18 protein-coding genes are annotated in these 20747 nt (G+C 57.9%); 4 read left to right on the top strand and 14 right to left on the bottom strand.

Going from position 1 to position 20747, the window contains the following annotated elements; genetic code table 11:
* The first annotated feature begins 131 nt into the window (after positions 1-131).
* Entirely contained in the window at positions 132-413 is a 282-nt protein-coding gene (locus tag F1C16_RS05790; RefSeq protein ID WP_185283399.1) for a DUF427 domain-containing protein, read from the top strand.
* 92 nt (positions 414-505) lie between these two features.
* Positions 506-1129 (top strand): hypothetical protein, encoded by a 624-nt coding sequence (locus tag F1C16_RS05785; protein ID WP_185283398.1) that lies wholly within the window; start codon positions 506-508, stop codon positions 1127-1129.
* A 92-nt stretch (positions 1130-1221) separates the two neighbouring features.
* Here F1C16_RS05785 and F1C16_RS05780 read toward each other — a convergent pair whose 3' ends face one another.
* Both F1C16_RS05780 and F1C16_RS05775 read right to left on the bottom strand, forming a co-directional pair.
* Complete coding sequence (locus F1C16_RS05780) at positions 1222-2199, bottom strand: acyl-ACP desaturase (protein ID WP_185283397.1); 978 nt, start codon at positions 2197-2199, stop codon at positions 1222-1224.
* 117 nt (positions 2200-2316) lie between these two features.
* Positions 2317-3954: a hypothetical protein gene (locus tag F1C16_RS05775; RefSeq protein WP_185283396.1), complete on the bottom strand. Its 1638-nt coding sequence runs from the start codon at positions 3952-3954 to the stop codon at positions 2317-2319.
* Between the two features lie 363 nt (positions 3955-4317).
* Between F1C16_RS05775 and F1C16_RS05770 the strand changes: the two genes are divergently transcribed.
* Positions 4318-4569 carry a hypothetical protein gene (locus F1C16_RS05770; protein ID WP_185283395.1) on the top strand — a complete coding sequence of 84 codons (252 nt, stop codon included), beginning with the start codon at positions 4318-4320 and terminating at the stop codon, positions 4567-4569.
* Between the two features lie 129 nt (positions 4570-4698).
* Here F1C16_RS05770 and F1C16_RS05765 read toward each other — a convergent pair whose 3' ends face one another.
* The 12 genes from F1C16_RS05765 to F1C16_RS05710 all read right to left on the bottom strand — a co-directional run bounded on the left by F1C16_RS05765 (position 4699) and on the right by F1C16_RS05710 (position 19123).
* Positions 4699-5658, bottom strand: coding sequence for a GNAT family N-acetyltransferase (locus F1C16_RS05765; protein ID WP_185283394.1), 960 nt, complete (start codon positions 5656-5658; stop codon positions 4699-4701).
* A 58-nt stretch (positions 5659-5716) separates the two neighbouring features.
* The gene (locus F1C16_RS05760; protein ID WP_185283393.1) at positions 5717-6124 is read right to left on the bottom strand and encodes an FdtA/QdtA family cupin domain-containing protein; all 408 of its coding nucleotides are present in this window, start codon (positions 6122-6124) and stop codon (positions 5717-5719) included.
* Positions 6125-6191: 67 nt separating this feature from the next.
* Entirely contained in the window at positions 6192-7223 is a 1032-nt protein-coding gene (locus tag F1C16_RS05755) for a glycosyltransferase (protein WP_185283392.1), read from the bottom strand.
* Entirely contained in the window at positions 7181-8437 is a 1257-nt protein-coding gene (locus tag F1C16_RS05750; RefSeq protein WP_185283391.1) for a hypothetical protein, read from the bottom strand. The genes F1C16_RS05755 and F1C16_RS05750 overlap by 43 nt, the downstream gene beginning before the upstream one ends.
* A gap of 87 nt (positions 8438-8524) precedes the next feature.
* The gene (locus F1C16_RS05745; protein WP_185283390.1) at positions 8525-9514 is read right to left on the bottom strand and encodes a hypothetical protein; all 990 of its coding nucleotides are present in this window, start codon (positions 9512-9514) and stop codon (positions 8525-8527) included.
* Between the two features lie 384 nt (positions 9515-9898).
* The gene (locus F1C16_RS05740; RefSeq protein WP_185283389.1) at positions 9899-11218 is read right to left on the bottom strand and encodes a PAS domain-containing sensor histidine kinase; all 1320 of its coding nucleotides are present in this window, start codon (positions 11216-11218) and stop codon (positions 9899-9901) included.
* A gap of 92 nt (positions 11219-11310) precedes the next feature.
* Complete coding sequence (locus F1C16_RS05735; protein WP_185283388.1) at positions 11311-12681, bottom strand: sigma-54 dependent transcriptional regulator; 1371 nt, start codon at positions 12679-12681, stop codon at positions 11311-11313.
* 104 nt (positions 12682-12785) lie between these two features.
* Entirely contained in the window at positions 12786-13979 is a 1194-nt protein-coding gene (locus F1C16_RS05730; RefSeq protein ID WP_185283387.1) for an ABC transporter permease, read from the bottom strand.
* A complete protein-coding gene (locus tag F1C16_RS05725; RefSeq protein ID WP_185283386.1) occupies positions 13976-15229 on the bottom strand; it encodes an ABC transporter permease in 1254 nt (417 codons plus the stop codon). The genes F1C16_RS05730 and F1C16_RS05725 overlap by 4 nt, the downstream gene beginning before the upstream one ends.
* A 102-nt stretch (positions 15230-15331) precedes the next feature.
* A complete protein-coding gene (locus F1C16_RS05720; RefSeq protein ID WP_185283385.1) occupies positions 15332-16060 on the bottom strand; it encodes an ABC transporter ATP-binding protein in 729 nt (242 codons plus the stop codon).
* A gap of 350 nt (positions 16061-16410) precedes the next feature.
* Positions 16411-17868, bottom strand: a complete 1458-nt coding sequence (locus F1C16_RS05715) for a TolC family protein (RefSeq protein WP_185283384.1) — start codon at positions 17866-17868, stop codon at positions 16411-16413.
* A gap of 4 nt (positions 17869-17872) precedes the next feature.
* Positions 17873-19123, bottom strand: a complete 1251-nt coding sequence (locus F1C16_RS05710; protein WP_185283383.1) for an efflux RND transporter periplasmic adaptor subunit — start codon at positions 19121-19123, stop codon at positions 17873-17875.
* A gap of 234 nt (positions 19124-19357) precedes the next feature.
* On the opposite strand from F1C16_RS05710, the gene corA reads away from it, so the two are divergent.
* Positions 19358-20569, top strand: coding sequence for a magnesium/cobalt transporter CorA (gene corA / locus F1C16_RS05705; RefSeq protein ID WP_185283382.1), 1212 nt, complete (start codon positions 19358-19360; stop codon positions 20567-20569).
* The last annotated feature ends 178 nt before the right edge of the window (positions 20570-20747 follow it).

Below are 20747 nucleotides of genomic sequence, written 5' to 3'. Positions count from 1 at the left end.
AGTAGCTAACTAAAGTCAGAAGCACTCTTCCGGCGGCCACACAGCTCTGCTGGCAAACCCCAAAACTTCACCTAACCTAAGGTGGTTATATTAGTCAAAACTCATCCGTAACAACCCTAAAAACCCCTTCCATGAAAGCTATTTGGAACAACGCCGTACTAGCCGAAAGCGACGACACAGTGGTGGTGGAGAACAACCACTATTTCCCGGCCGACTCCCTCAACCGCGAATATTTTGAGGACAGTATTGCCGGTACTACCTGCCCTTGGAAAGGGCGCGCCAGCTACTACTCTGTGCGGGTAGATGGCGAGCTGAACAAGGATGCGGCCTGGTATTATCCCGAGCCCAAAGAAGCTGCACAGCAGATCAAGGGACGCGTGGCTTTCTGGAAAGGTGTGCAGGTGACTTCCTAATGGGCGTAACCCTCCGGGCGGGCCGGCGTTTGTAGAAAGATGCAGCCGTGGCTGTCTCCCTTTCTAATCTAATTTTTGCTCCGGCTAAGCCTATGCCTGCTCTTTCTCTACCCCGTTTTTTACTACCCTTACTAGGTGCTGCACTGGTGCTGACTGCCTGCGATTCGCAACGCTCTACCACCGAAATGGCCGACCCGGCTACCATGCGCTCGGTGCCTACGGAGGCCGTGAGCTTCCGTAAAGAAGTGACCGACGGCGACCATCGTTTTGTGGTGCAAACCACTGGTGAGGGAAGCCAACGCCAGCTCATGCTCCGCGCCGAAAAGAACGGCAGGGAACTAACTACTACCCGGCAGCCACTCAACGGCCAAGTGTCTGATGTGGTCGTTACTAACCTCAACGAAGACAATTCTCCCGAGTTGCTCATCTTCGTGGCCGACGCGGGTAGCGGCTCCTATGGGCAGTTGCTGGGGTATGAGTTTATGAACCAGGGGCGCCGCCCAGTTGATCTACCCGACCTAAGCGGCCCCGCTGCTCAGGGCTACCAGGGGCACGACGAATTTAAAGTAGTAGGCCACGAAGTGCAGCGCATGTTTCCTATCTACCAGCCCGCCGATGCCAACTGCTGCCCCTCCGGCGGCACCCGCACCGTGCGCTACACCCTACCCCCCGAAGGCCTCACGCTACAGCAAGTAGCTTTTGCAGATCAGAAGTAAATCGTATTCAGACTTAAATAGAAATAGAACGCCCCTTCAACTGACAGTTGAAGGGGCGTTCTAGTTAACAGGGGTTGTTTTCAGCTATGTGGCTAGTCGATCCACTTGAATTTGTACTCCAACTTGGGTACAGGCATCCGGTCGGCCACGCGGCGCAGGCGGGCGGGTAGAGCCATCACGTAATCGCGGGCTTTTTCGGCGGCAGGAGTCAGGCCGGTGCGGTCACCTACTTTCCAATCTATCAGCAGCGTGTCGAGAATATCCGTGTAATCGGCGCTGGTGTACACGCCGATGCGCTGGGCAGCATCAGTGAAGTGACCGAATGTTTTGCCCATCTCCACGCCCAGCTCGCGCATGTAGTGCGCTGGCATCACAATTTTCTTGCGCATCATATCCTCGAAAGCCAACATCATTTCGGAAGGGTCTACCTCAAAAATCTTGTCGACGAAGGTTTTGTAAACGCGGGCATGGCGGGTTTCGTCGCCGGCAATCATGCCGCAGATTTTGGATAGCTGATCGTCGCCAGCTTTGCGGGCAAACTGGCCCACGCGACGGTGCGAGATGTTGGTGGCCATTTCCTGGTAGCTGGTGTACACAAACGCCCGGTAGGGGTCGTGCGCCGTGCCCAGGTCGAAGCCATCGGCGATAAGGTGCTGGGTAGAGGCTTCGAACTCGCGCATGTTCACGCGTCCCGAGAGGTAGAGGTAGCGGTTGAGCAGGTCGCCGTGACGGTTTTCCTCAGCCGTCCAGCCCCGGACCCACTGCGCCCAGCCGTTGTCCCGGTCGCGGTTCAGGTCGTCCAACTCGTGAAACCACGCCTCGTAGTTGGGTAGGGCTTCTTCAGTAATCGTGTCGCCTACCAGCACGGCCAATAGGTCGTAGCTAAGGCCCGCGGCGCGCTCACGGAGCAGCTTCACCTCATCGAAAAACGTATCGAGACGCGAATCAGGAATATAGTCAGAGGGCTGCCAGCTATCTTCTACGGTACGAAGAAAAGTGCCAATGTTTTCCTTTACGAACGATTCTAGGTGCACGAGCACTTCGGCGCGGGAGATGGCAGTGGAAAGCATAGCAGGGGGGACAAAAAAGAGAGAAAAAAGCAATTACGCGTCAAATGTATGTATTCAGTACCCCGTATCGGATAGAATAAGTCCATTTATACCCTAAAAAATTTTGGCCTTATTGAGCTACTTCACAGATTGCACATCTGGCACGTACGGCTGCGGTTGGTTGGGCAGATAGGAGGAATCGGGTGCCAGCGCACGCAGCTGCACCGCTGGTTGCGTAGCAGACAGCGTATGTTCAAGCTGGTTATTAAGTAGTTCTGCCCCCGCTGGCGTTAACACCCATTGCACGCCCTGCTTCTGAGTAGCCAGATAACGTAGCGCATCGGGAACAGCCCGCGTGCCGGTGTGTGCTGCCCGCAAAGCTGCCTGCTCGGGGCTGAGGGACTGCCAGCCCGAAAGCGACAAGATACGCCCCGATAGCGGCCACGTTGCGTCGAACGGGCTGCGGGATTTGTAGTAGGTTTCCAGGCCGTCGGCTACCAGCAAGGTAGTGGCTGACTGCGCCAGGCTGCGCAGCATGTGGCTATTGGCACGTTGCTCGGCATAAAGCACCTGCCGACGGTGCACAGTCTTGTAGCCATATAGCCCAATCACCGCTACCAACCCTACCACCACCGGCCACGGACGGCGCGGCAGCCGCTCGGCACGCTTCAGCATAAAGACACCATTGGCCAGCACCCAGGCATCGAGGTAGGGCAATGCCAAACGAGGGGGCAATTTGAGGATACCTGCCAGTAGCAGCAGCCCTACCCCAAAGCCAACTTGCACCAATACAAACTCGCGGCGCCCAATGTGCCTGGCGCGGCGCGCCACCCATATCCAGGACAGCAACAACAAGACAAGCAGCGGAAAGTAGTTCTGCACCAGCAGTTGTGCAGTTTCTCGAAGCTTGGCTGGCACTGTTTCCTGCACGAAATACGTCGCATCCAACGGCAGCGCCCGCTCGAACAGGCCCTCATTGACCAGGGTAGAATCGGCCAGCAACCAGTGCTGCACGGCGCGCACGCCCAGGCTGTCGGTGGCGGTGCGGGGGGTAGGGCGCAACAGCTGGTAGTCGTTGAGGTTGGATTTGAGCACGTCGAGGCGACGGAAGGTAGCGGCTGTGGGCGAGCGGGTGAGACTGACGGCCAGCGCGCCTACCAGCGCCAGCGCGGCCGCGCCGGCCAACACCCGCCAGCTACGCCGCCCACTCAGCCACCATGCGCCCGGCACGGCCAGCAGCAGCCCCAGCACCGCCGCGCTCGGCCGAATCAGCCACGCTATTCCGAAAGCCATTATTCCTACCACGAGTGCAGTATTCCGGGCAGGCCGGGCCGCTGCGTACCATACGCCCGCCGCGGCCAGTAGCAGCGGCACCCGCATGTAGTTGAACCACATGGCGTGTTCTAGCCACCCCACCAGAAAAAACAACGCCAGGGCCAGCACCGTTTCACCCGGTCGCAGCCAGGCCCGCAGCAGCCGGTATAGTACCCTAAAAAGCAGCGCAGTAGCCAGGTAGAGCAGGCCGTACAGCAGTAAGCCATACCAGGGCACATCGGGCCATTGCTGGTAGAGATATGCCAGCGGCGCGGCTACTCCATGAAAGTACAGGTGCAGGCTGGTGATGGGCACGGCACTCATACGGCCCTGTAAAAACAGGGTCAGCACTGTGTCGTCGTTGGTTTCGTAGTAGCTGCCGAGCCCCACTATTGTAGCCAGTAGCAGTAGCGCGGGCAGCAGCCAGACAAAAAGCCAGCGCCGGGATTTGCGGTATACCATAGTCCGCAAAGAACGGGGATTTGGGAGAGTGTTAGCAACGGACTTCCTTGATTATACTGCTTTTCGGTAGCGCAACTATTTAACTTGCCGCGTGAAATTCTCTGCCTCTCGCCTACCCTTGCTCACGCTGCTGTTTGTGGCGGTGATGACCGTCGCGTTTTTCATCTTCACCCACGAAGGACTATAAGCGCTGGACGACTATTTCTACTCCCGTTACGCGCACCAACTGCTTACTGGCGCCTTCCGGCTACAGCCCGACCCGCTTGGTCTATTGCACGATCCGCTGAAGGAGCGCCCTATGATCTTCGGGCCAGTGGCAGGGTTGTATGCATTACTAGGTGTCAACATCATTTCCACTACGCTGTGGCCGCTGCTGGCTACGGTGGGCTGCGCCGGCATTCTCTATTTCCTATACCACCGCCAGGCACCAGTTGTGGCCAGCGCGGCCATGCTGCCCAGGCGTGGCTGCTACTCAACCGCGCTACCCTCAGCAACGACGAGCTAACCCGCAAGCTCATCCGCTACTCCCCCGATTCGGTGCTGAGTTGGTTTCCGCGCCGCCGCTTGCTAGCACAGGACGGCCAGGTAGAGCTGTATATCGTAGGCCTTAAGTAACCCGTAAAAAAAGGTTATGCCTAGGCAACCAGACCCACAGCGTGTAGGCCGGCCGTAGCTTAACGTGGCTCCGCCTAGCACCAGCCAAACCGAGTTAATCTTATAGCGCATCAGCATAAGCTACTCCCCCTATAACACTTTCGCGTAGGTTTCCACTACCTCTGCTCTGGCACCGAACCCTTCCTTATAGCTCAACAGGCCATAATTAACCTCCCCTTCCACCGTGGAAATACCAAGGGAAAACCGCTGGTACTTGTCCTGTGCCTGCTGCATAATATGATACAGAATGGCATCAACCGCACCTACCTGCCTACCCTCGGTATTTGTTGAAACGTACTGGCTATGCAGATAGCCTTTTTGTAGCTCCTTGAAAACTACCACCCCCGCTAGTATTCGGTTTTCAATCTGCGCTATGTATAATTCTATATTCTCGGGGTGATTTTCGCGCAAGTATGTAATTTCTGCTAATGTGTGCACCGGTTTCACGCCGTGTACTTGCCGGAGATTATCAATTAATATTTGCCAAAACGCATCAAGTCGCTCTGAAATTTCTACTCTTACGTTATTTTTCCTCGCTTTACGAAGATTATTCTGCTGCCTGGAGCCAATCTTAAAATCCTGCGTTAAATCAACAACAGAATTCAACTCCCTTCTTTCCAACTCAAAGCTACTTTTATTAAGTATAAACGAACTGTTATCGGAGTAGTATTTACAAAATACTCTTGGTGTAAGTTTTATTTTTAACTGCGTAAACCCGTTTTCTTTCAGAAAATTGAATAAGGTCGTGTAGAGTGCTTCCAGCACGGAGTACTTTAAATTGTGCGCTGTAATTAACCCGCCGTATGTCAGACCTGAATGCGCAATAAGCAATCTGTCATGTGCACGTTGTCGTGGCATAGCGGCCGCAAACACAGCGAGAAGTTTGTTATTGCTCCATAGTAAAAATGAAAAATCATCAAATCTTTCCTGATGATATTCCATAAATGAACGCTTCAGAATAAAGCCACCGTTAACAGATTGCTCTATCAGCTCATCCCAAATATGTGCATCGCTTGGGGCGTAACGTTTGATTTGAAAATCAGTAAGCATAGTGACCACAGTACAATCAAACACTACGGTTTCGCAATAACGCTTTGAAAAACAACCATTATTGATTAGCTAAAGCTTGAAATACTTCAAAATCTCTTATATAATCAGCCTCATTGTATTCAGTGGAAGCTAAGCATAGTAAAACAGCATCATGGGAGAAATTAATGGTGCGCCAGTGCATTTCAGGGATATACAACCCAACATTGGGTTTTTCTAAATGGAATATAGTTTTTTCTCCTGCTACGTTTTCCAATACAAATTCAATACTGCCATGCACAGCAATTACTACTTGTTGTAGCTCGTGGTGTGCATGATGACCTCTGGCTACCGTTTCTGGCGTACAATAAATCCAGTAGGTTCGCTTTATCTGAAATGGCAATGCACTATTTCCAGCTACAGCTATATACCCTAAATCGGGAGCACCTATTGTATCGAAAGTAAGCAAATACGGTTTTTGCACGTTCATTATTCTTTTTAAAATACTGCTCAGCGTATCCTTGCTGGCGTAGTGGGCAGCACGTACAGTGCCAATTCTAGCTACGCAAAAACCGATTTATCACGCGGACTACCTTCGGAGCTAGGCGATACGTCAGCCAGTCGAGTGGCCGCACGGCGCGTAGCTGCCGGAGCAGCCGGTACAGGTCGTGAATCTCTACGTGGTTGCCCCAACGTACGGCTTGGCGCAGCTCCCAGCGTACGCGCACTGCCAATGCATCCCGTTCGACGGATGTACGGCATAGCGCTAATGCCTTGTAGCACACCCGGATAGTAGAAGCCAGGTAGGGGTCGTGCGGGCGGTAGGCCACACTCGACTTACTACCAGGGTGCAACCGCTTGCGGGTAGAAACGACGTCGAGAAAGCGAAATTGCCACGAGCGCGCAGCCCGCACCCAGAAGTCGAAATCCTCGTACGTCAGCGTTTCGTCGTAGCCGCCGAGGCTGAGCAGCGTGGTGCGGCGCATCATCATGGTAGGGGTGCTGATGAAGTAGCGGCGCAGCACATCGGCAAATATCCAGCCCTCGGCGGGGCGGGGATGCAGCCGGCCGCGGGCGTCGCGGCGGTGGTGCAGGCGCACAGGGCGCGAGGCTTCGTCAATCAACTCCGCATCGGTATACACAACGCCATACTCGGCTGGTAGCGCCTGAAAAGCTGCTACTTGCTGCGTTATCCGCGTGGAGAGCAGCACGTCGTCGGTGGCAAAATCAATGATGAATTCGCCGCACGATTGCCGGAAAGCGGCGTTGAACGCCGCGCAGTTGCCCACATTGTGAGGTAGAAACAGGGTTTTCCAGCGCGGGTTGGCCTGCGCATAGCGGGCCAATACGGCTTGGCTGTTATCGGTGCTGGCATCGTCTACCAGTATTACCTCCAGATGCGGGTAGGTTTGTGCCAAAATCGAATCCAGGGCCTCACTTAGGAAAGGCGCGTGGTTGTAGCACAGCGCCACAATGGATACCAACGGCATCCCGTCCCCCTGAAGGGTAGGCGGTGCAGAAAGACGGGAGTTGGCAGCGGTACTACTCATGGTGAAGTGCGCCAATCGGCCCGGAAATATACGGCGCATGCTACTAGCAGCAGGCAATAGTGCACGGCGTGAGTTAGTGTGGCGCCCAGCAGTTGGTAGCGCGGCAACAACACGGCCAGCAAGCTTACATAGAGTATTGCCGCGCCTATTTGCACCGCCACGTAGCGCCCTACCTGGGCGCGGGCCGTGAGCTGATATAGCAGCAGCCAACTCAGAAATTTGGCCCAGTCGCCGAGCAACTGGGGCGCAAGCAAGGGTCGAGCTGCCAGAAAGCGCAGTTCGAACAGCAGCGGCAGCAGCCAACTTTGCAGCAAATAAATAAGGCTGAGGCCCACAGCCAGCACTGGTGCCAGTAGCAGCAACACCGTGCGGACGTAGCGACGCATGGCGGCGGGCTGCCCTACCAGCGCCGCCAGCCGGGGGTAGTACACGCTGCTTATTACCGCCGAAAACACCATCGTGTAGTTGTCGGACAGCTTCACTACGGCCTGCCACAAGTCGGTGCGGGCCAGGCCGTAGCGGGCTATTAGCAGGTCGCGCACGGCAAAGTCTACGGCTTTACCGAACAGCAGCAGGCTCACAGCCATCAACAAAAACCGCCCCAGCCCCCGTAGCGCGGCCGCACTCATCTGGCCCCGCCAGCGGTGCACCAGCCCACCTCGAAGCGTCAGCCACAACGCCGGTATGGCCATGCTACCCTGGGCCAGCAGGTAGGCCAACAGCGCCTCTCCTGCCGAACCGCCACGTAGCAGCACTACTGCCACGGCGGATACACTCAGCCCACTCAATAACACTGTGAGCAGTACGTAGTGGCGCAACCGGCCAGCCGCCAGCAACAGCGTTTGCAGCAGCGCGTAGCTCACTAGCAGTACTATCCCTACCCCGAAGCCCAGCCGTAGCATCAGGCCCGGCCCCAGCAGCTCTGTGAGCAGAGCCGGACGCAGCAGCAGCAACGCCATGCCCAGCAGCAGCGTACCCGCATTCAGCAGCACTCCTGCGCCCAGCCACGCCCGGTAGCGCCCCGAGCCAGCCCGTAACGGCGCCAGGTATTTGGTGATGCCTACGTTCACGCCCTCGCCGGGCAGGGTAGTAAATAAGCCCAGCAGGTTCTGAAAGTGCGCCAGCAGCGTAAGTCCACCGGGGCCACCGTACACGGCCAGCAGCTTATTGAGCACCACGGCCCCTACCCCCCGCGCCACCACGGCCACCCCCGCCCCCGCCGAGCCCCTCAGAAACCGTTGTAGCGTGGACATGGGAGTTATGAGATGGTGATGAGTTTGACGTTCTAGCCGCGCAGATGGCGCAAGTTGCACCAGCAGAACGTTAAACTCACTATTTCACTACACACCAGCTCGCCACTCCAGTGTCAAGCGGGGGCTGGCTACGCCGCCGAGGTGACGCTTGAAGGCGTGCAGGGACTCGCTGGGGCCATCGGGGAGTGTGGAGGTGCCAAGGTCGAGGAGGCGGTAGCCGCTGGCCTGCCCGAAGGCGTGCAGGCCCTGGGTGAGCAGAATGGCGGGGCTAAACGTATTCCAACTGAGTGGACTGGCTGGGGGAATGCAGTGCAGCACCTCGTCGCTGACACGGGTGAGTACCGTCATGGCAGCCCAGGCACCGGCCGCATCGCGCACCGAGAAAAGGAAATAGTCGTTGGGAAAGGCGCGAAATAAGGCTTGCAGCCGCTCCAGCGACAACGACATCCTTTGGTTCTTTTCTTGCCGACACTGCTGCATGAACGCATACGCCAGAGGTAGGAACAGCGGCGTCTCCTGCTCCACGCGCAGGCCGTGGCGGTGGCACTTGCGCAGCCGGCGTCGCGCCGAGGGATGCAGCTCTTCTTCAAAAGACTGCGCCAATGGCAGTGTATAGCTGGTTTCCGTCAGCGTGATGCGGTAGCCCAGTTCCTCAAAGACAGGGAGCAGCACGTTGCTGGCGGCCTCGTCGTAACTCATGGGGTAGGCGCGCAGGTGCACTCGTGCTACTCCGTTTGTCACTAGGGTTTGGTGCACCGCCGTCGCAAAGGCTCGCGTGGTGGCCGCTGGTACCCCGGGTGCTACCTGCATGCCCCCGAACGGCGCTTGCCAGGGGCTGTAGGCCTGGTGTTCTACTACAATCAGCGGCCATTGCCCTACCGTCTGGCCCTGCTGATGATCTTCGAGGTAGAAGAATAGCGTCTCGCCGGGGGCGTGCTGCAAGGCTATGTGCGCCGGCCGCAGGTATAGGTAGGGCTCATAGGCCAGCGGCAGGGTAGCATCGGGCGCGGGCGGCACCGCGCACCGCACCCGGTAGCGGTCATCAGACGAAAAAAGCGGCGTGGAAGTAGGAAGCAAAGCGGCAGGACGAATACTGTTCAAAAGTACGGCAGATTTCGCGTTTGCTGGAAAAGGGCGCTTTAGCCCGTCGGTTTCCATTCGATGGGAAATACTACGGGTTGAGCCTAGCCGTCATTCTCTACCGCACTCTTTTGGCTGTGCCGAGTGAGCACTACGCCCAAGCAGCTCTGCTGCGCACGTCTGCATTCGGTTCGGACGGCTTCGTGCAAGCGGCGCGGACGGCTTCGGGGCGCAGCCTCTCAAGTGTAAGCCTCACTCGGCACAGCCGAGCGAGTGCGGTAGGATGACTAGTGTACCAACGACTCGTTCTATCGTGAGCAGGTCCTTCGACACTGGCTTGCTGCGCCACATGTTCAGGATGATAGACTCCTACCCTCTTTCCTACTCTCCTACCCTTGCCTCACCCAACCAAATGGTGAATACTGTGCGGCCGGGAGCCACCGTTTCCAGCCGGAAGGGGAACTGATGTTGTAGCAGAATGTCGCGCACGAGCGTGAGGCCGATGCCTTGGCCGTCGCGTTTGGTGCTGAAAAACGGCGTGAATAAGCGTTGTTGTACCTCGGGCGGAATGGATGGGCCGTTATTTTCCAGCTCGATGAGGGGCGGGCTGAGTTGGGTGCGTACAGTGAGCGTGCCGCCATCGGGCAGGGCTTCCAGGGCATTTTTGGCGATGTTGAGCAGCGCCTGTTCCAGCTGTTGCTGATCCAGAGAGGCCCACAGCGGCTCGTCGATTAGCTGCCAGCGCCAGGTAATCTGGCGCCGCTCGCTCACTACGTGCAGCAGGCGCGCCAGCTGGTGCAGCAGGGCGTGCACATCCGTGGGTTGCAGCGTAGGCGGGGGTAGGCGCACCAGGTTGGCGAAGCCACCCACAAAGTTGCTCAGGTTGGTGTTGCGCTGAATGGATACATCGAGTGCCTCCCGGAAGTCGGGCTGGTCGTCGGGGCGGAGCTGAGGGGCGTAGTGGTGGAAGCTTTGCAGGATGGAGTTGATGGCCCCAATGGAGTTGTTGATTTCGTGCGTCATCATCCGAATCAGCTGCTCGTAAGCTTGCTTTTCCTGCCGAATCAGCTCCTGGGTCAACTCTTCCAGCAGAATAAAATAGCGCGTGAAACCCCGATCGAGAAAGTGGGCTCGGTGGGCGCGGTAGGTTTGCACGCCTGAGAGGCGCACCACCTGGGGCGCGTCGGGCAGCAACGTGCTGAGCGCTGTGCCCCAGGCGCCGGGTAGGGCGGCCAATGGCTGGCCCAGGAGTGCAGCGGCGGGTAGTTGCAGCATCCGCTCGGCGGCAGGGTTCACACTTTCAATGGTGCCGTCGAAGCTCAGCAGCAGCACCCCGGCCGGTGAGGCCCGCAGCAGACTATCCAGCAGAAAACTCTTTTCGTGCTGCGTCACCCGCTCGCGGCGCAGCTCATCAATCATGTGGTTGTATACGCCGATGAGCTGGTCCATCTCCCGCTGGCCTACGGGCACAAACTTCAACGAGAAATCCTTGGCCTGCATAGCTTCCGTACCGGCCGCAATCAGCTGAAACGGGCGTACGAAGCCCCGGTACAGTTGCATCGTCAGCCCGATACTCACTAGCAACAACACCTCCGCACCGATGAATAGCGGCACGTTGGTATGCCGCAATTGCGCCGCCAGCACCAGCAGTACCGCGTGTATCAGCGTGACAAAAAGCAGGAACTGAAGGCGAAGGGACATGGGGAGTAATAATAGCTATTAGCTACTGGCTATTAACTGTTAGCATTTTGTAGAACGAGAGCCAATAGCTAATAGCCAGCAGCTAACAGCTATCATTCGTAGGGGATTTCGTATTTTTCTAGTCTCCGATACAAGGCCGGTCGACTCAGGCCCAGGGCTTTAGCTACGCGGCTGATGTTGCCCTGATAATGCTCCAAGGTGTTGCGAATCATCTGGGCTTCCAGCTCGTCCAGCGTCATGGTGCCGGGTGGGGGCAGTTCGCCAGGCTCGGGGGTGCGGGTGGGTAGGGACTGCGCCTGGGCCTGGAAATCCTCGGGCAGCAGTTCGTCGTGACCGGAAACCAATACGGCGCGCTCCACTAGGTTTTTCAGCTCGCGGATGTTGCCGGGTAGCGGCTGTTGCTGGAGCCAGTGCCCGGCGCGGGTGCCTACCTTCAGGGCCGGGCGGGCGTAGGTGGTGCGCAGCCCGGCCACAAAGTGCTGCACCAGCAGCGGAATATCCTGGGGCCGTTCGCGCAGGGCGGGCAGGCGCACCGTGATGAGGTTGATGCGGTAGAACAAATCCTCGCGGAAGCGGCCGGCGCGTACCTCCTCGGCCAGCGTGCGGTTGGTGGCGCAAATCACCCGAATGTCGAGGCGGCGCGGCTTGCTGTCGCCCAGCACCTCGTAGGTGCGGTCTTGCAACACGCGCAGCAGCTTCACCTGGGAGGACAGGTCCAGCTCCCCGATTTCGTCCAGAAAAATGGTGCCGCCGTTGGCCAACTCGAAGCGCCCTACCCTGTCGGTTTTGGCATCGGTGAAGGCCCCGCGCCGGTGGCCAAATAGCTCACTCTCAAACAGTGATGCGGAGATACCGCCCAGGTTCACCTTCACAAACGCCTTGTTCCGGCGTGGGCTGTTGCGGTGCACAGCTTCAGCAATCAGCTCCTTGCCCGTACCCGACTCGCCCTCAATCAGCACCGAGGCATCGGTGGCGGCCACCTGCCCTACCTGGCGCAGCACGTGTAGCAAGCCGGCATCTTGCCCCACAATGTCCCGAAAATCGTACTGCTGATCGAGTTGGCGGCGCGTGGGCTCTGGCCCCCTACCCTGCGCCACGGGTAGGCTTAGTAGGGTGCGAATGGTCTGGAGCAGGGCGTCGTTGTTCCAGGGCTTGGTGATGAACTCGGCAGCCCCGGCCTTCATGCCTTCCACGGCCAGCGCAATGCTTCCCCAGCCGGTGATGAGCACCACGGGCACCTGTGGCGCCAGTTGCTTCACCTGCGCCAGTAGTTGCAGGCCGTCGCGACCCGTAGTATCGAGGGAGAAGTTCATGTCCATCAGCACCAGCTCCGGCAGCGCGGCGGCTACCGCTTGCAGGGCTGCTTCGGGGTTGTCGACGGCCTGCGTGAGGTAGCCGGCTTGCTTCAGCAACAAACCAAGCGAAATGCGAATGGCGGGGTCATCGTCGATTATCAGGAGCATGTTGTCTGGTTGTTCAGGTGTTGTTTCTCGCAGAGGTTCGCTGAGGTAGGCGCGGAGGTTCGCAGTGGCTAGGTGGGCGATAGGTGCCGACCACTCAGAGGCGCCTACTCTTCCCGCAGCGCCACGGCCGGCTGAATGCCAGCCGCCAGGCGGCTGGGGTAGAGCGCGCATACGGTAGCCAGCAGGTAGAGCAGCCCCGCCGCCAGCAGCATGGCCGTGAGGTAGACGCCAGTTTGCACGCCCATCACGCCCAGTAGCGGAAACTGCGCCGCCACCAGCAGCCCCAACCCTAGCCCGAAGGTAGTGAGCACCAAGATTTCGCCCAGCACTTGTAGGCTGATGTTGCCAGCGGTGGCGCCCATGGCGCGGCGCACGCCAATTTCGCCCCGGCGGCGGCTGATGTTGAGCCACAACACACCGAATAGGCCAAGGGCCACGTTCACAATCAAGAATATGCATACCATACCTAGTATTACGGGCGGTGCGAGATTCACCTTTAGCTGAGCCAGACGTTGTGTAGGTAAAGGATTCACACCCATTTCCCAGCTAGCATTAATCGCACGCACATCATTCGTAATGCGTTTTTCTAGGGCGGCGCCTGCACCAGGGCGCACCCGCACAAGCAGAACTTGCATTGCTCGTGCCGTATCCTGCGGGCTTACATAGAGAAAGAAGCCGGGCCGTGGTTCGCTCAACTCACCGCCAGCCCGGTAGGGCCCGCTCACGCCTATCACCTGAAACTCTTCGGGTTTGCCTAGGCTGGCGCGCACTGTTTTTCCTATTGCTGACTGGCCATCTGGGAAAAGAGCCTTTTGCATAAGCTCGGTAATTACTACCGGTGGGCGGCGGCTTACGGCATCGTCGCGGCGGTCGAACCACCGGCCTGCCACTATTCGTAGCCCCATTACCTCAGGTAGCTCGGCGCCTGCATCGTATACATCACCATAGCCTTGTGGGGTGCCCTCACCTGTATCCAGCGTTGTGCTGTTTTCACTGAATGCAAACGGGGTGTTGCTCACGCTACGCGACACGCTTACTATCCCTGGGGTGCTCCGTAGGCGCTGCAAGATGCGTTGCAGGGTTCCAAATTGTTCTGCGCGGGGCTGCGTACCAGGGTTAAGATCTATCTCCCACACATCTTGGTAATCAAAGCCCAGAGGCGTCTGGTAGTTGCGCCAAGTATATACACCCACGCTGCCAACCGAGAACAAGACCACAAAGGCCAGAAATATCTCCACAATGAGCAAGCCATTAGCTCGCTTGCGGTTCCACATAAGGGTAATCAGGTGGCGTATCATGCGGCAGTTTCTCCTTTTAAGGCCTTCACGGCTTGTAGCTTCGACATTTTATAAGCCGGGTAGGCTCCCGACAGAATTCCAAAAAACAGGATTACTCCTAGTGCCACCGCGCATACCCGCCCGTTGAGAGCGAATGTGGAGTACGCCAGAAAATGACTGTCATTGACTAGGTGCAGTGCTCCCGCTGCCAACCCCAGCCCCAGTATGCCCCCCAATAGGGTCAGAAAGATATTTTCGAGCAGAAACTGACCTACCAAGTTGCCCGCTGTTGCTCCAAATGCCTTTCGTACTCCAATCTCAGCCGAGCGCTCCAATGTGCGGCTCACGTTGATGTTGATCAAGTTCAAAGCGGGCAATAGCATAAACAGCAACCCCATACTTAACACCACTTTCATGAAGCGCCCTACGCCCCCCTCAACGCCAGCATCGTTGTTGAAGCGTGCAGTGAGCGATGCCAGTAGCGGCTGAGCGTAGGAGTTTACCTTCTTGTAGGTTTTGGGGTCGGGTACAGGTAGGCGATTCACAACCTGCTGATATTCGTCCTGTATCTGCTGCAAATCACCAGCCCGGCGAGCCAATATGATAGCCTGGTAGCCGCCCAAGTAGTTGGGGTCTTTCAGGTTATCGGTAGTTGTAGTCACCGGGGTCCAGATTTCTGCGTAGGAGAAGATTCGCGAAATAGAAATGTCGCGTACCACTCCTACCACTCGATACGGCACCGCATCGAGCACCAGTGGCCGACCTATTACCCCGGTTGTGGTTCCAAAGTAGCGACGGCTAGTCGTCTCATTGATGACGACCACGCGAGCCGCGTCGCGCACTTCGTCTAAGTTGTAGGGCCGCCCAGACACGAAGTCGAAATCTAGGACCTGCCAGAATTCCCCATCGGTGCGTTTATGGTCTAACTTTAGTACCTGTTGTCCTACGTAGGCTACCGTCGTACCGAAGTTACTTTCGCTGAGCGACACCTTTTCTGGTGTGTGCAGGGTGCGTACGTGCCGCGTCAGAAAGTCGTAACCGATGGAGGAATTGCTCTGTCCGCCTTCGCGATACATTAGCTGCATCCGATTCGCGAACAGCATGCGGTCGACGCGTTTCTCGGGTGTGTGCGGCCCTATCGTGTAGTCGATCATCGCATAGAGCACCACTAAGATCATCAGCGTGAAGCTGATGCCGAACAAGCTGATGAAGGTAAAAAACTTGCGCCTGAGCAAGACCTTCCAGGCTATCTTGAGGTAGTTGAGAAGCATAAGAATAAAGGTGAAATGGTGGGTAGTAAAATGGTGAGTTATGGTGCTAATGGCGCAGTTTGTTCTTCAAACTCACCATCTCACTACTCACCATTTTACCATTTAATTGACCTGGCTGCCGTCGAAAAACCGGATGATGCGCTCGGTTTTCAGGGCTTGCTGCTCGTCGTGCGTTACCATCACGATAGTAGCGCCCTGTTGGCGGTTCAGGGTCAGCAGTAGGTCCATGATTTCCTCGCCCATCACCGAGTCGAGGTTGCCGGTGGGCTCGTCGGCGAGGATGATTTCGGGCCGGCCAGCCAGGGCGCGGGCAATGGCTACGCGCTGGCGTTGCCCGCCCGAGAGCTGGCTAGGGAAGTGCCGGGTGCGGGCGCTCAAGCCCACCGTATCGAGGGCAGCCAGGGCGCGCTGACGGCGCTCAGCTCCCCCTACCCCTTTGCGGTAAAGCAAGGGCAGCTCCACGTTGTCGAGCACCGACAGGTCGTTAATCAGGTGGTAGCTCTGAAACACGAACCCGATTTTGTGGTTGCGCAGGTTTGCCAGCTCCCGGTCGGAGTAGCTGGTCACGGCGCGACCATCAATAGCCACGGTGCCGCTGGTGGGCTCATCCAGCAAGCCCATGATGCTGAGCAAGGTAGACTTACCACACCCGCTCGGCCCCATCACCGACACAAATTCGCCCCGCTGAATCGACAGATTCACTTGGTTTAGGGCCACCGTCTCGATGGTTTTGGTTTGATATACCTTTTCGATGCCGGTGAGCTGAATAACGGCCTCAGCAGCGGCTACTGTCGACGCTGGCTGGGTAGCAGAGGTAGGAAACTGGTTCATAGGAGTAGGCGAAGGTGGAAGAAGTGTTCGGTTTTATGTAGCATGGTGCTCGTCTCTGATAGAAGTAGCCAAGCCGCGTGCCATTCACGTAAAGTTTTTATTATCAATAATTTACATTCATCATTCATAAAATGCGCTTGCTAAAATATGTTCGCAAACGAACAGGTTGTTCGGATTCATCAACCCAGTATTTATCACCGTCTTTCCTGGATTGTCATCCTGAGTGCAGCGAAGAACCTTATGACGGTAGGACAAGTCATTGGCGCGGCTGTCGTTCTGTTGTGAGAAGGTCCTTCGCTGCACTCAGGATGACAGCCATTGTTGGTGTCGTTTTTATCATGACCTTTCCGCTACTCCCGCGCCAGCGGCTGTTCTTGCTCAAAATCATACAGCGTGAGGGCGCGCAGGCGATAGTGCGCCACCCAAGCGGCGCGCAGGGCCGCAATGTAGGCGCGCTTGGCCTGGTCTTTTTCCGCAAGGGCAATGTTGAGGTCGGTGAGGCTGATGCGGCCAACCTTGTAGGTAGCCTGGGAAATATCGTAGCGCTGCTGGGCCAGGGTGTCGGCCTGGGCGGCCAGGGTTAGCTGCTCGTGCAAGCCACCTAGTTGCGCGGCCTGCGTGGTGATGCTCTGCTCGAAGGTTAGCTCCTCCTGGGCTACCGTGAGGGCTACCTGCTGGCGGCTCAGCTCGGCCGTTTTCCGCACCGATTTTTGCCTACCCCAGTCCACCACCGGTAGCGCAAAGCCCAGACTAATTTGCTGCTGTTGCTGCGGCTGATGGTAAGTGCGCCAGAAGTCCTGCGCACTATTGGTATAACCCACATTGGCCTGTAGAGTAGCCACAAACCCCGTGGTTCCCCGCGCCTGGGCTACCTCGCTTTCGGCCTCCAGTAAGCGCCGCCGGAAGGCCAGCGGTGCGGCGCGGTATTGGCGGGCGTAGGCTAGCGCCTGAGCAGGAGCCACCACCGGACGCGGCGCTACGACGGGCACCGCGAGCAGCAGCGTATCGGCGCGCAGGCCGGTGTAGCTTTGTAGGCCCACGGCGGCTTGCTGAGCATCAAGGCGGGCTTGCACCAGAGCCTGGCGCGAGCGGAGCAGGTTCAATTCCAGCAGCAGCAAGTCGTTTTGCGACAGGCGGCCGAGCTGTTGCCGCTCCCTACCCAAGCGCAGCAGCTCGGCGTTGGCCTGGGCGTTTTGGGTGGCTACGCGGGCATTCACTTGTTGCAGCAGCACGTCAAAATACAGCTCCGTGATGCGCTGAGCAATGGTTTCACGCTCCTCCACAAACTGCCGACTGGCCTCTTGGTAACGCAGCGGCTCAATGCGGCGCGCCCAACGCAGGGCGTTGTAACGCCCCAGCGGCTGCGTGAGGCCCAGGCTGAATGGCTGGTTGTTGTAGAGGCGGGTGTTGCGGTTGAAATCGTCGAAGCGCTGAGCCTCGGAAGTCACATACACCGAGCCGCCCGTGACACCAATGGCCTGACTTAAGGTAAGACCCAGGGTGGAATAGTTCTGGCGCACGGCCTGAAATTCAATGGTGCCGTCGGGCTGCACTACGGGCGTAATCACGCGGCTGAAGTTGGGCACGGTGCCCTGCAACGCCAGCTGCGGCCGGTAGTTCGACTGATACGTGCGGTACTGCCAATAGCTGGTTTCGCGGGTGGTAGCGGCCTGCCCCGCCACCGCCGACTCCTTTAGCGCCGCGCCGATGACACCAGGCAGCGTGAGGGTTTGGGCGCGCAAGGGTAGGGAGCCGAGGAGCAGGAGAAACAATACCAGCAGGCTGGGGGGTGAGGTTATTTTTCTCATTTTCCTACTCCGTTATCCGCAGGCGCGGCGTGTCTTGGTGTTCCTTCATGTCGCTGAGCACGATTTGCTCGCCGGGGCGCAGGCCGCTTATTACCTCCACGTAGTCGAAGTTGCTGTCGCCGAAGCGCACGGTGCGGCGCTCGGCCCAGCCGTCTTTTACCACAAACACCGGCTGCTCGCGGCCGCCTTGGTAGAAGGGGCCGTTTTTCACGCGCACGGCCTTGGGGTGGGCTTTGGTCACCACAAACACGTCGGCGCGTAGGTTGGGGCGCAGGTCGGGGTGGTGGTCCTGGGCCAGTTGGGCGTAGAAGGTGACTACCCCTTTGTCGGCGGCGGGGCTGATGGTGCCGATGGTGCCGCGCAGATCGGTGTCGTTGTTGAGGCGCACCACTACGGCGCCGCCGGGGCTCAACTGGCCGGCGTAGGTGTCGGCAATGGTGGCGCGCACCCGAAAGCTGCTCAGGTCGGCCACGCGGGCCAGCACGTCGCCCTGGCGCACGGTGCTACCCAGGTCCTCGTTCACCCAGGTGAGCACGCCAGGCCGGGGGCTGCTGATGTCGGCCTGGGTGAGCTTGCCGGCCAACTCCGCAATGCTACGCTGCTGCATCTGCATGGTGTAGCCCAGCTCGCGCACGTCGGCGGCATTGGCGCGGCGCTGGTTGCCAATTTGCTCCTGCAAGCGGCGCAGTTCCAGCTGGGCTACCTTCAGGTTCAGCTCAGCCTGGCGCACGCTTTCGGCAGTGCCACCTCCTATTTTCAGCAAGTACTGTTCGTCGCGCAGGGCCGATTGCAGGCTGCCTACCTTCACGCGCTGCACCTGTTCCTGCGACTGTAAGTCGTTGAGGGCGCGTTCCAGCGTCAGGCGTAGTTGGTCGTGCTTGTTGCGGTTTTGTTGCTGGGCATCTTCCAGCTTGGCCAGCTCCGTGGCGGTCAACTCCTTGTCTAGCTCCAGAATGGGCTGGCCGGGCTGCACGGGTTGCCCTACCTGCCGCACCACGCGCCGCACGGTGCTGGCGATAGGGCTGGTGAGCACAGCTTCGTGGGCGGGAATGAGTAGGCCCGCGGCCGTTAACGACGCCTCCACGGGACCGGTATCCACGGTGGCCGTCAGGATTTCGGGGCGGCGGATGCTAGGTTGCAGCACCGTGCGAAAGGCTACCAGGGCCGCGCCCACGGCCACCACCGCGGCCACCAGCCACAGGCCGAGCCGCCAGTGACGCTGGCGCTGCGTAGCAGATGATATAGCTCTGTCCATTTTTGTACGGGATAAAGGGTGTTTCCCGTACTGATAGCCAAGCGCCAAGCCAAACTTATAAATATCTATTATACAATTATTTACATCTTAACACAGTTTTGTCAACTGTTTAAAAACTGTCCGCAAGTGGACAGCCTGTTCGCTGGTAGCGCCACAGGTAGCATCTTGCCAACAGTTTACCTTTTACCAACCTACCTACGTAGTTTACCCGTACGTTTTCCTTTTTTGCTTTTTATGGATTCCACCACGGCCCCTCCCGTTGCTGCCCCTTCCACCCTACCCCATCCAGACGACGACCACGACCAGGACCTTGCGCACAACAGTGGCATTTCGGACCGCGACGCCACGCGCGAGGCCCGCGACCAGGTAGTAGGGCAACGGCCAGGCACCCTGGTGATTTCGCCCCGCGCCCTGCGCCCGCGCCTGTTTTTGTATTCCTACGACGAGCAGCATATGTTGGAGGAGGAGTATGATACGTACGACGAGCTGATGCGCTATTTCCGCGCCCACCCCGAGCAGCGCCACTGGATTGATATACGCGGCTACAACAGCCTGCCCATGATGGAGCAGTTGATGGTCGATTTCAATATTCACCCGCTGCAAATGGAAGACGTGCTGGGCGACTACCAACGGGCCAAAGTGGAGCTGTTTGACGAGAATCGGCTGTTTCTGGTGTCGCGCATGACGGAGTTTACCCCCTCCCGCGACATCGACGACGACCAGCTATCCATCTTCACTGGCGACAACTACGTGCTCACGTTTCAGGACGACTACGAGGACTGCCTCGACAGCGTGCGGCAACGCCTGCGCTCGGGCTTCAGCAGCATCCGGCGGCGCCCCCCGCAGTACCTGGCCTACGCCCTCACCGACGTAGTGCTCGACCACTACTACCCTACTATGGCCGCCATCGGCGACTACATCGAAACGCTGGAAGACCGCACCCTCTCCGACCGGCCCTCGCGCCGCCTGCTCAGCCGCATCTTGCAGGTAAAGAAAGACATCGTGCGTTTCCGCCGCTTGGTATACCCCGAGCGCGAGAAAATTGCCGAAGTCCTGCGCATGCCCGAGGAAGTGGTGCCCGAAGAAATGAAGGTGTTTTTCCGCGACTGCTACGACCACGCCATCCAGGCCATGGACCTGGCCGAGAGCTACCGCGAATCGGTGAGCAGCTTAGTGGACTTGTACATGTCGAACCAGAGCAACCGCATGAACGAGGTGATGAAGGTGCTCACCATCATCAGCAGCATCTTCATTCCCCTGAGCTTTGTGGTAGGGCTCTACGGCATGAACTTCCAGCGCGAAGGCCCCGACGGCCGCATCAACTACCTCAACATGCCCGAGCTCTACAGCCCCATCGGCTACCCCGTGCTGATTGTGGTGCTGGTGGTGATTGTTGTTGGGCAGCTCATCTATTTCTGGCGCAAAGGCTGGCTGTCGGATAAGTAGTGAGGTAGGGAGATAATGAAATTGTGAGTTAAAAAACGTCTGTCATCCTGAGCGGAGCGAAGGACCTTCTCACAGTAGAACGACAAGCATAACAACGACTCGTTCATCGGGCAGAAGGTCCTTCGCTCCGCTCAGGATGACAGACGACTTTTTGCATTCACCACTTCCCAACCTCGCC

This window comes from Hymenobacter sp. NBH84 (genome assembly GCF_014217645.1).
In the GTDB taxonomy this organism is placed as follows: Bacteria; Bacteroidota; Bacteroidia; order Cytophagales; family Hymenobacteraceae; genus Hymenobacter; species Hymenobacter profundi.
The sequence above is the reverse complement of the archived record's forward strand: the minus strand, read 5'-3'. Positions and strand labels throughout refer to the sequence as shown.

Bases quoted from the DNA above. Each gene is read 5' to 3' on its own strand.
- F1C16_RS05735 (WP_185283388.1), bottom strand. From the start codon at position 12,681: ATGCTCCTGATAATCGACGATGACCCCGCCATTCGCATTTCGCTTGGT.
- F1C16_RS05780 (WP_185283397.1), bottom strand. From the start codon at position 2,199: ATGCTTTCCACTGCCATCTCCCGCGCCGAAGTGCTCGTGCACCTAGAA.
- corA (WP_185283382.1), top strand. From the start codon at position 19,358: ATGGATTCCACCACGGCCCCTCCCGTTGCTGCCCCTTCCACCCTACCC.
- F1C16_RS05720 (WP_185283385.1), bottom strand. From the start codon at position 16,060: ATGAACCAGTTTCCTACCTCTGCTACCCAGCCAGCGTCGACAGTAGCC.
- F1C16_RS05715 (WP_185283384.1), bottom strand. From the start codon at position 17,868: ATGAGAAAAATAACCTCACCCCCCAGCCTGCTGGTATTGTTTCTCCTG.
- F1C16_RS05785 (WP_185283398.1), top strand. From the start codon at position 506: ATGCCTGCTCTTTCTCTACCCCGTTTTTTACTACCCTTACTAGGTGCT.
- F1C16_RS05755 (WP_185283392.1), bottom strand. From the start codon at position 7,223: ATGCGCCGTATATTTCCGGGCCGATTGGCGCACTTCACCATGAGTAGT.
- F1C16_RS05790 (WP_185283399.1), top strand. From the start codon at position 132: ATGAAAGCTATTTGGAACAACGCCGTACTAGCCGAAAGCGACGACACA.
- F1C16_RS05725 (WP_185283386.1), bottom strand. From the start codon at position 15,229: ATGCTTCTCAACTACCTCAAGATAGCCTGGAAGGTCTTGCTCAGGCGC.
- F1C16_RS05730 (WP_185283387.1), bottom strand. From the start codon at position 13,979: ATGATACGCCACCTGATTACCCTTATGTGGAACCGCAAGCGAGCTAAT.
- F1C16_RS05740 (WP_185283389.1), bottom strand. From the start codon at position 11,218: ATGTCCCTTCGCCTTCAGTTCCTGCTTTTTGTCACGCTGATACACGCG.
- F1C16_RS05775 (WP_185283396.1), bottom strand. From the start codon at position 3,954: ATGGTATACCGCAAATCCCGGCGCTGGCTTTTTGTCTGGCTGCTGCCC.
- F1C16_RS05750 (WP_185283391.1), bottom strand. From the start codon at position 8,437: ATGTCCACGCTACAACGGTTTCTGAGGGGCTCGGCGGGGGCGGGGGTG.
- F1C16_RS05760 (WP_185283393.1), bottom strand. From the start codon at position 6,124: ATGAACGTGCAAAAACCGTATTTGCTTACTTTCGATACAATAGGTGCT.
- F1C16_RS05710 (WP_185283383.1), bottom strand. From the start codon at position 19,123: ATGGACAGAGCTATATCATCTGCTACGCAGCGCCAGCGTCACTGGCGG.
- F1C16_RS05765 (WP_185283394.1), bottom strand. From the start codon at position 5,658: ATGCTTACTGATTTTCAAATCAAACGTTACGCCCCAAGCGATGCACAT.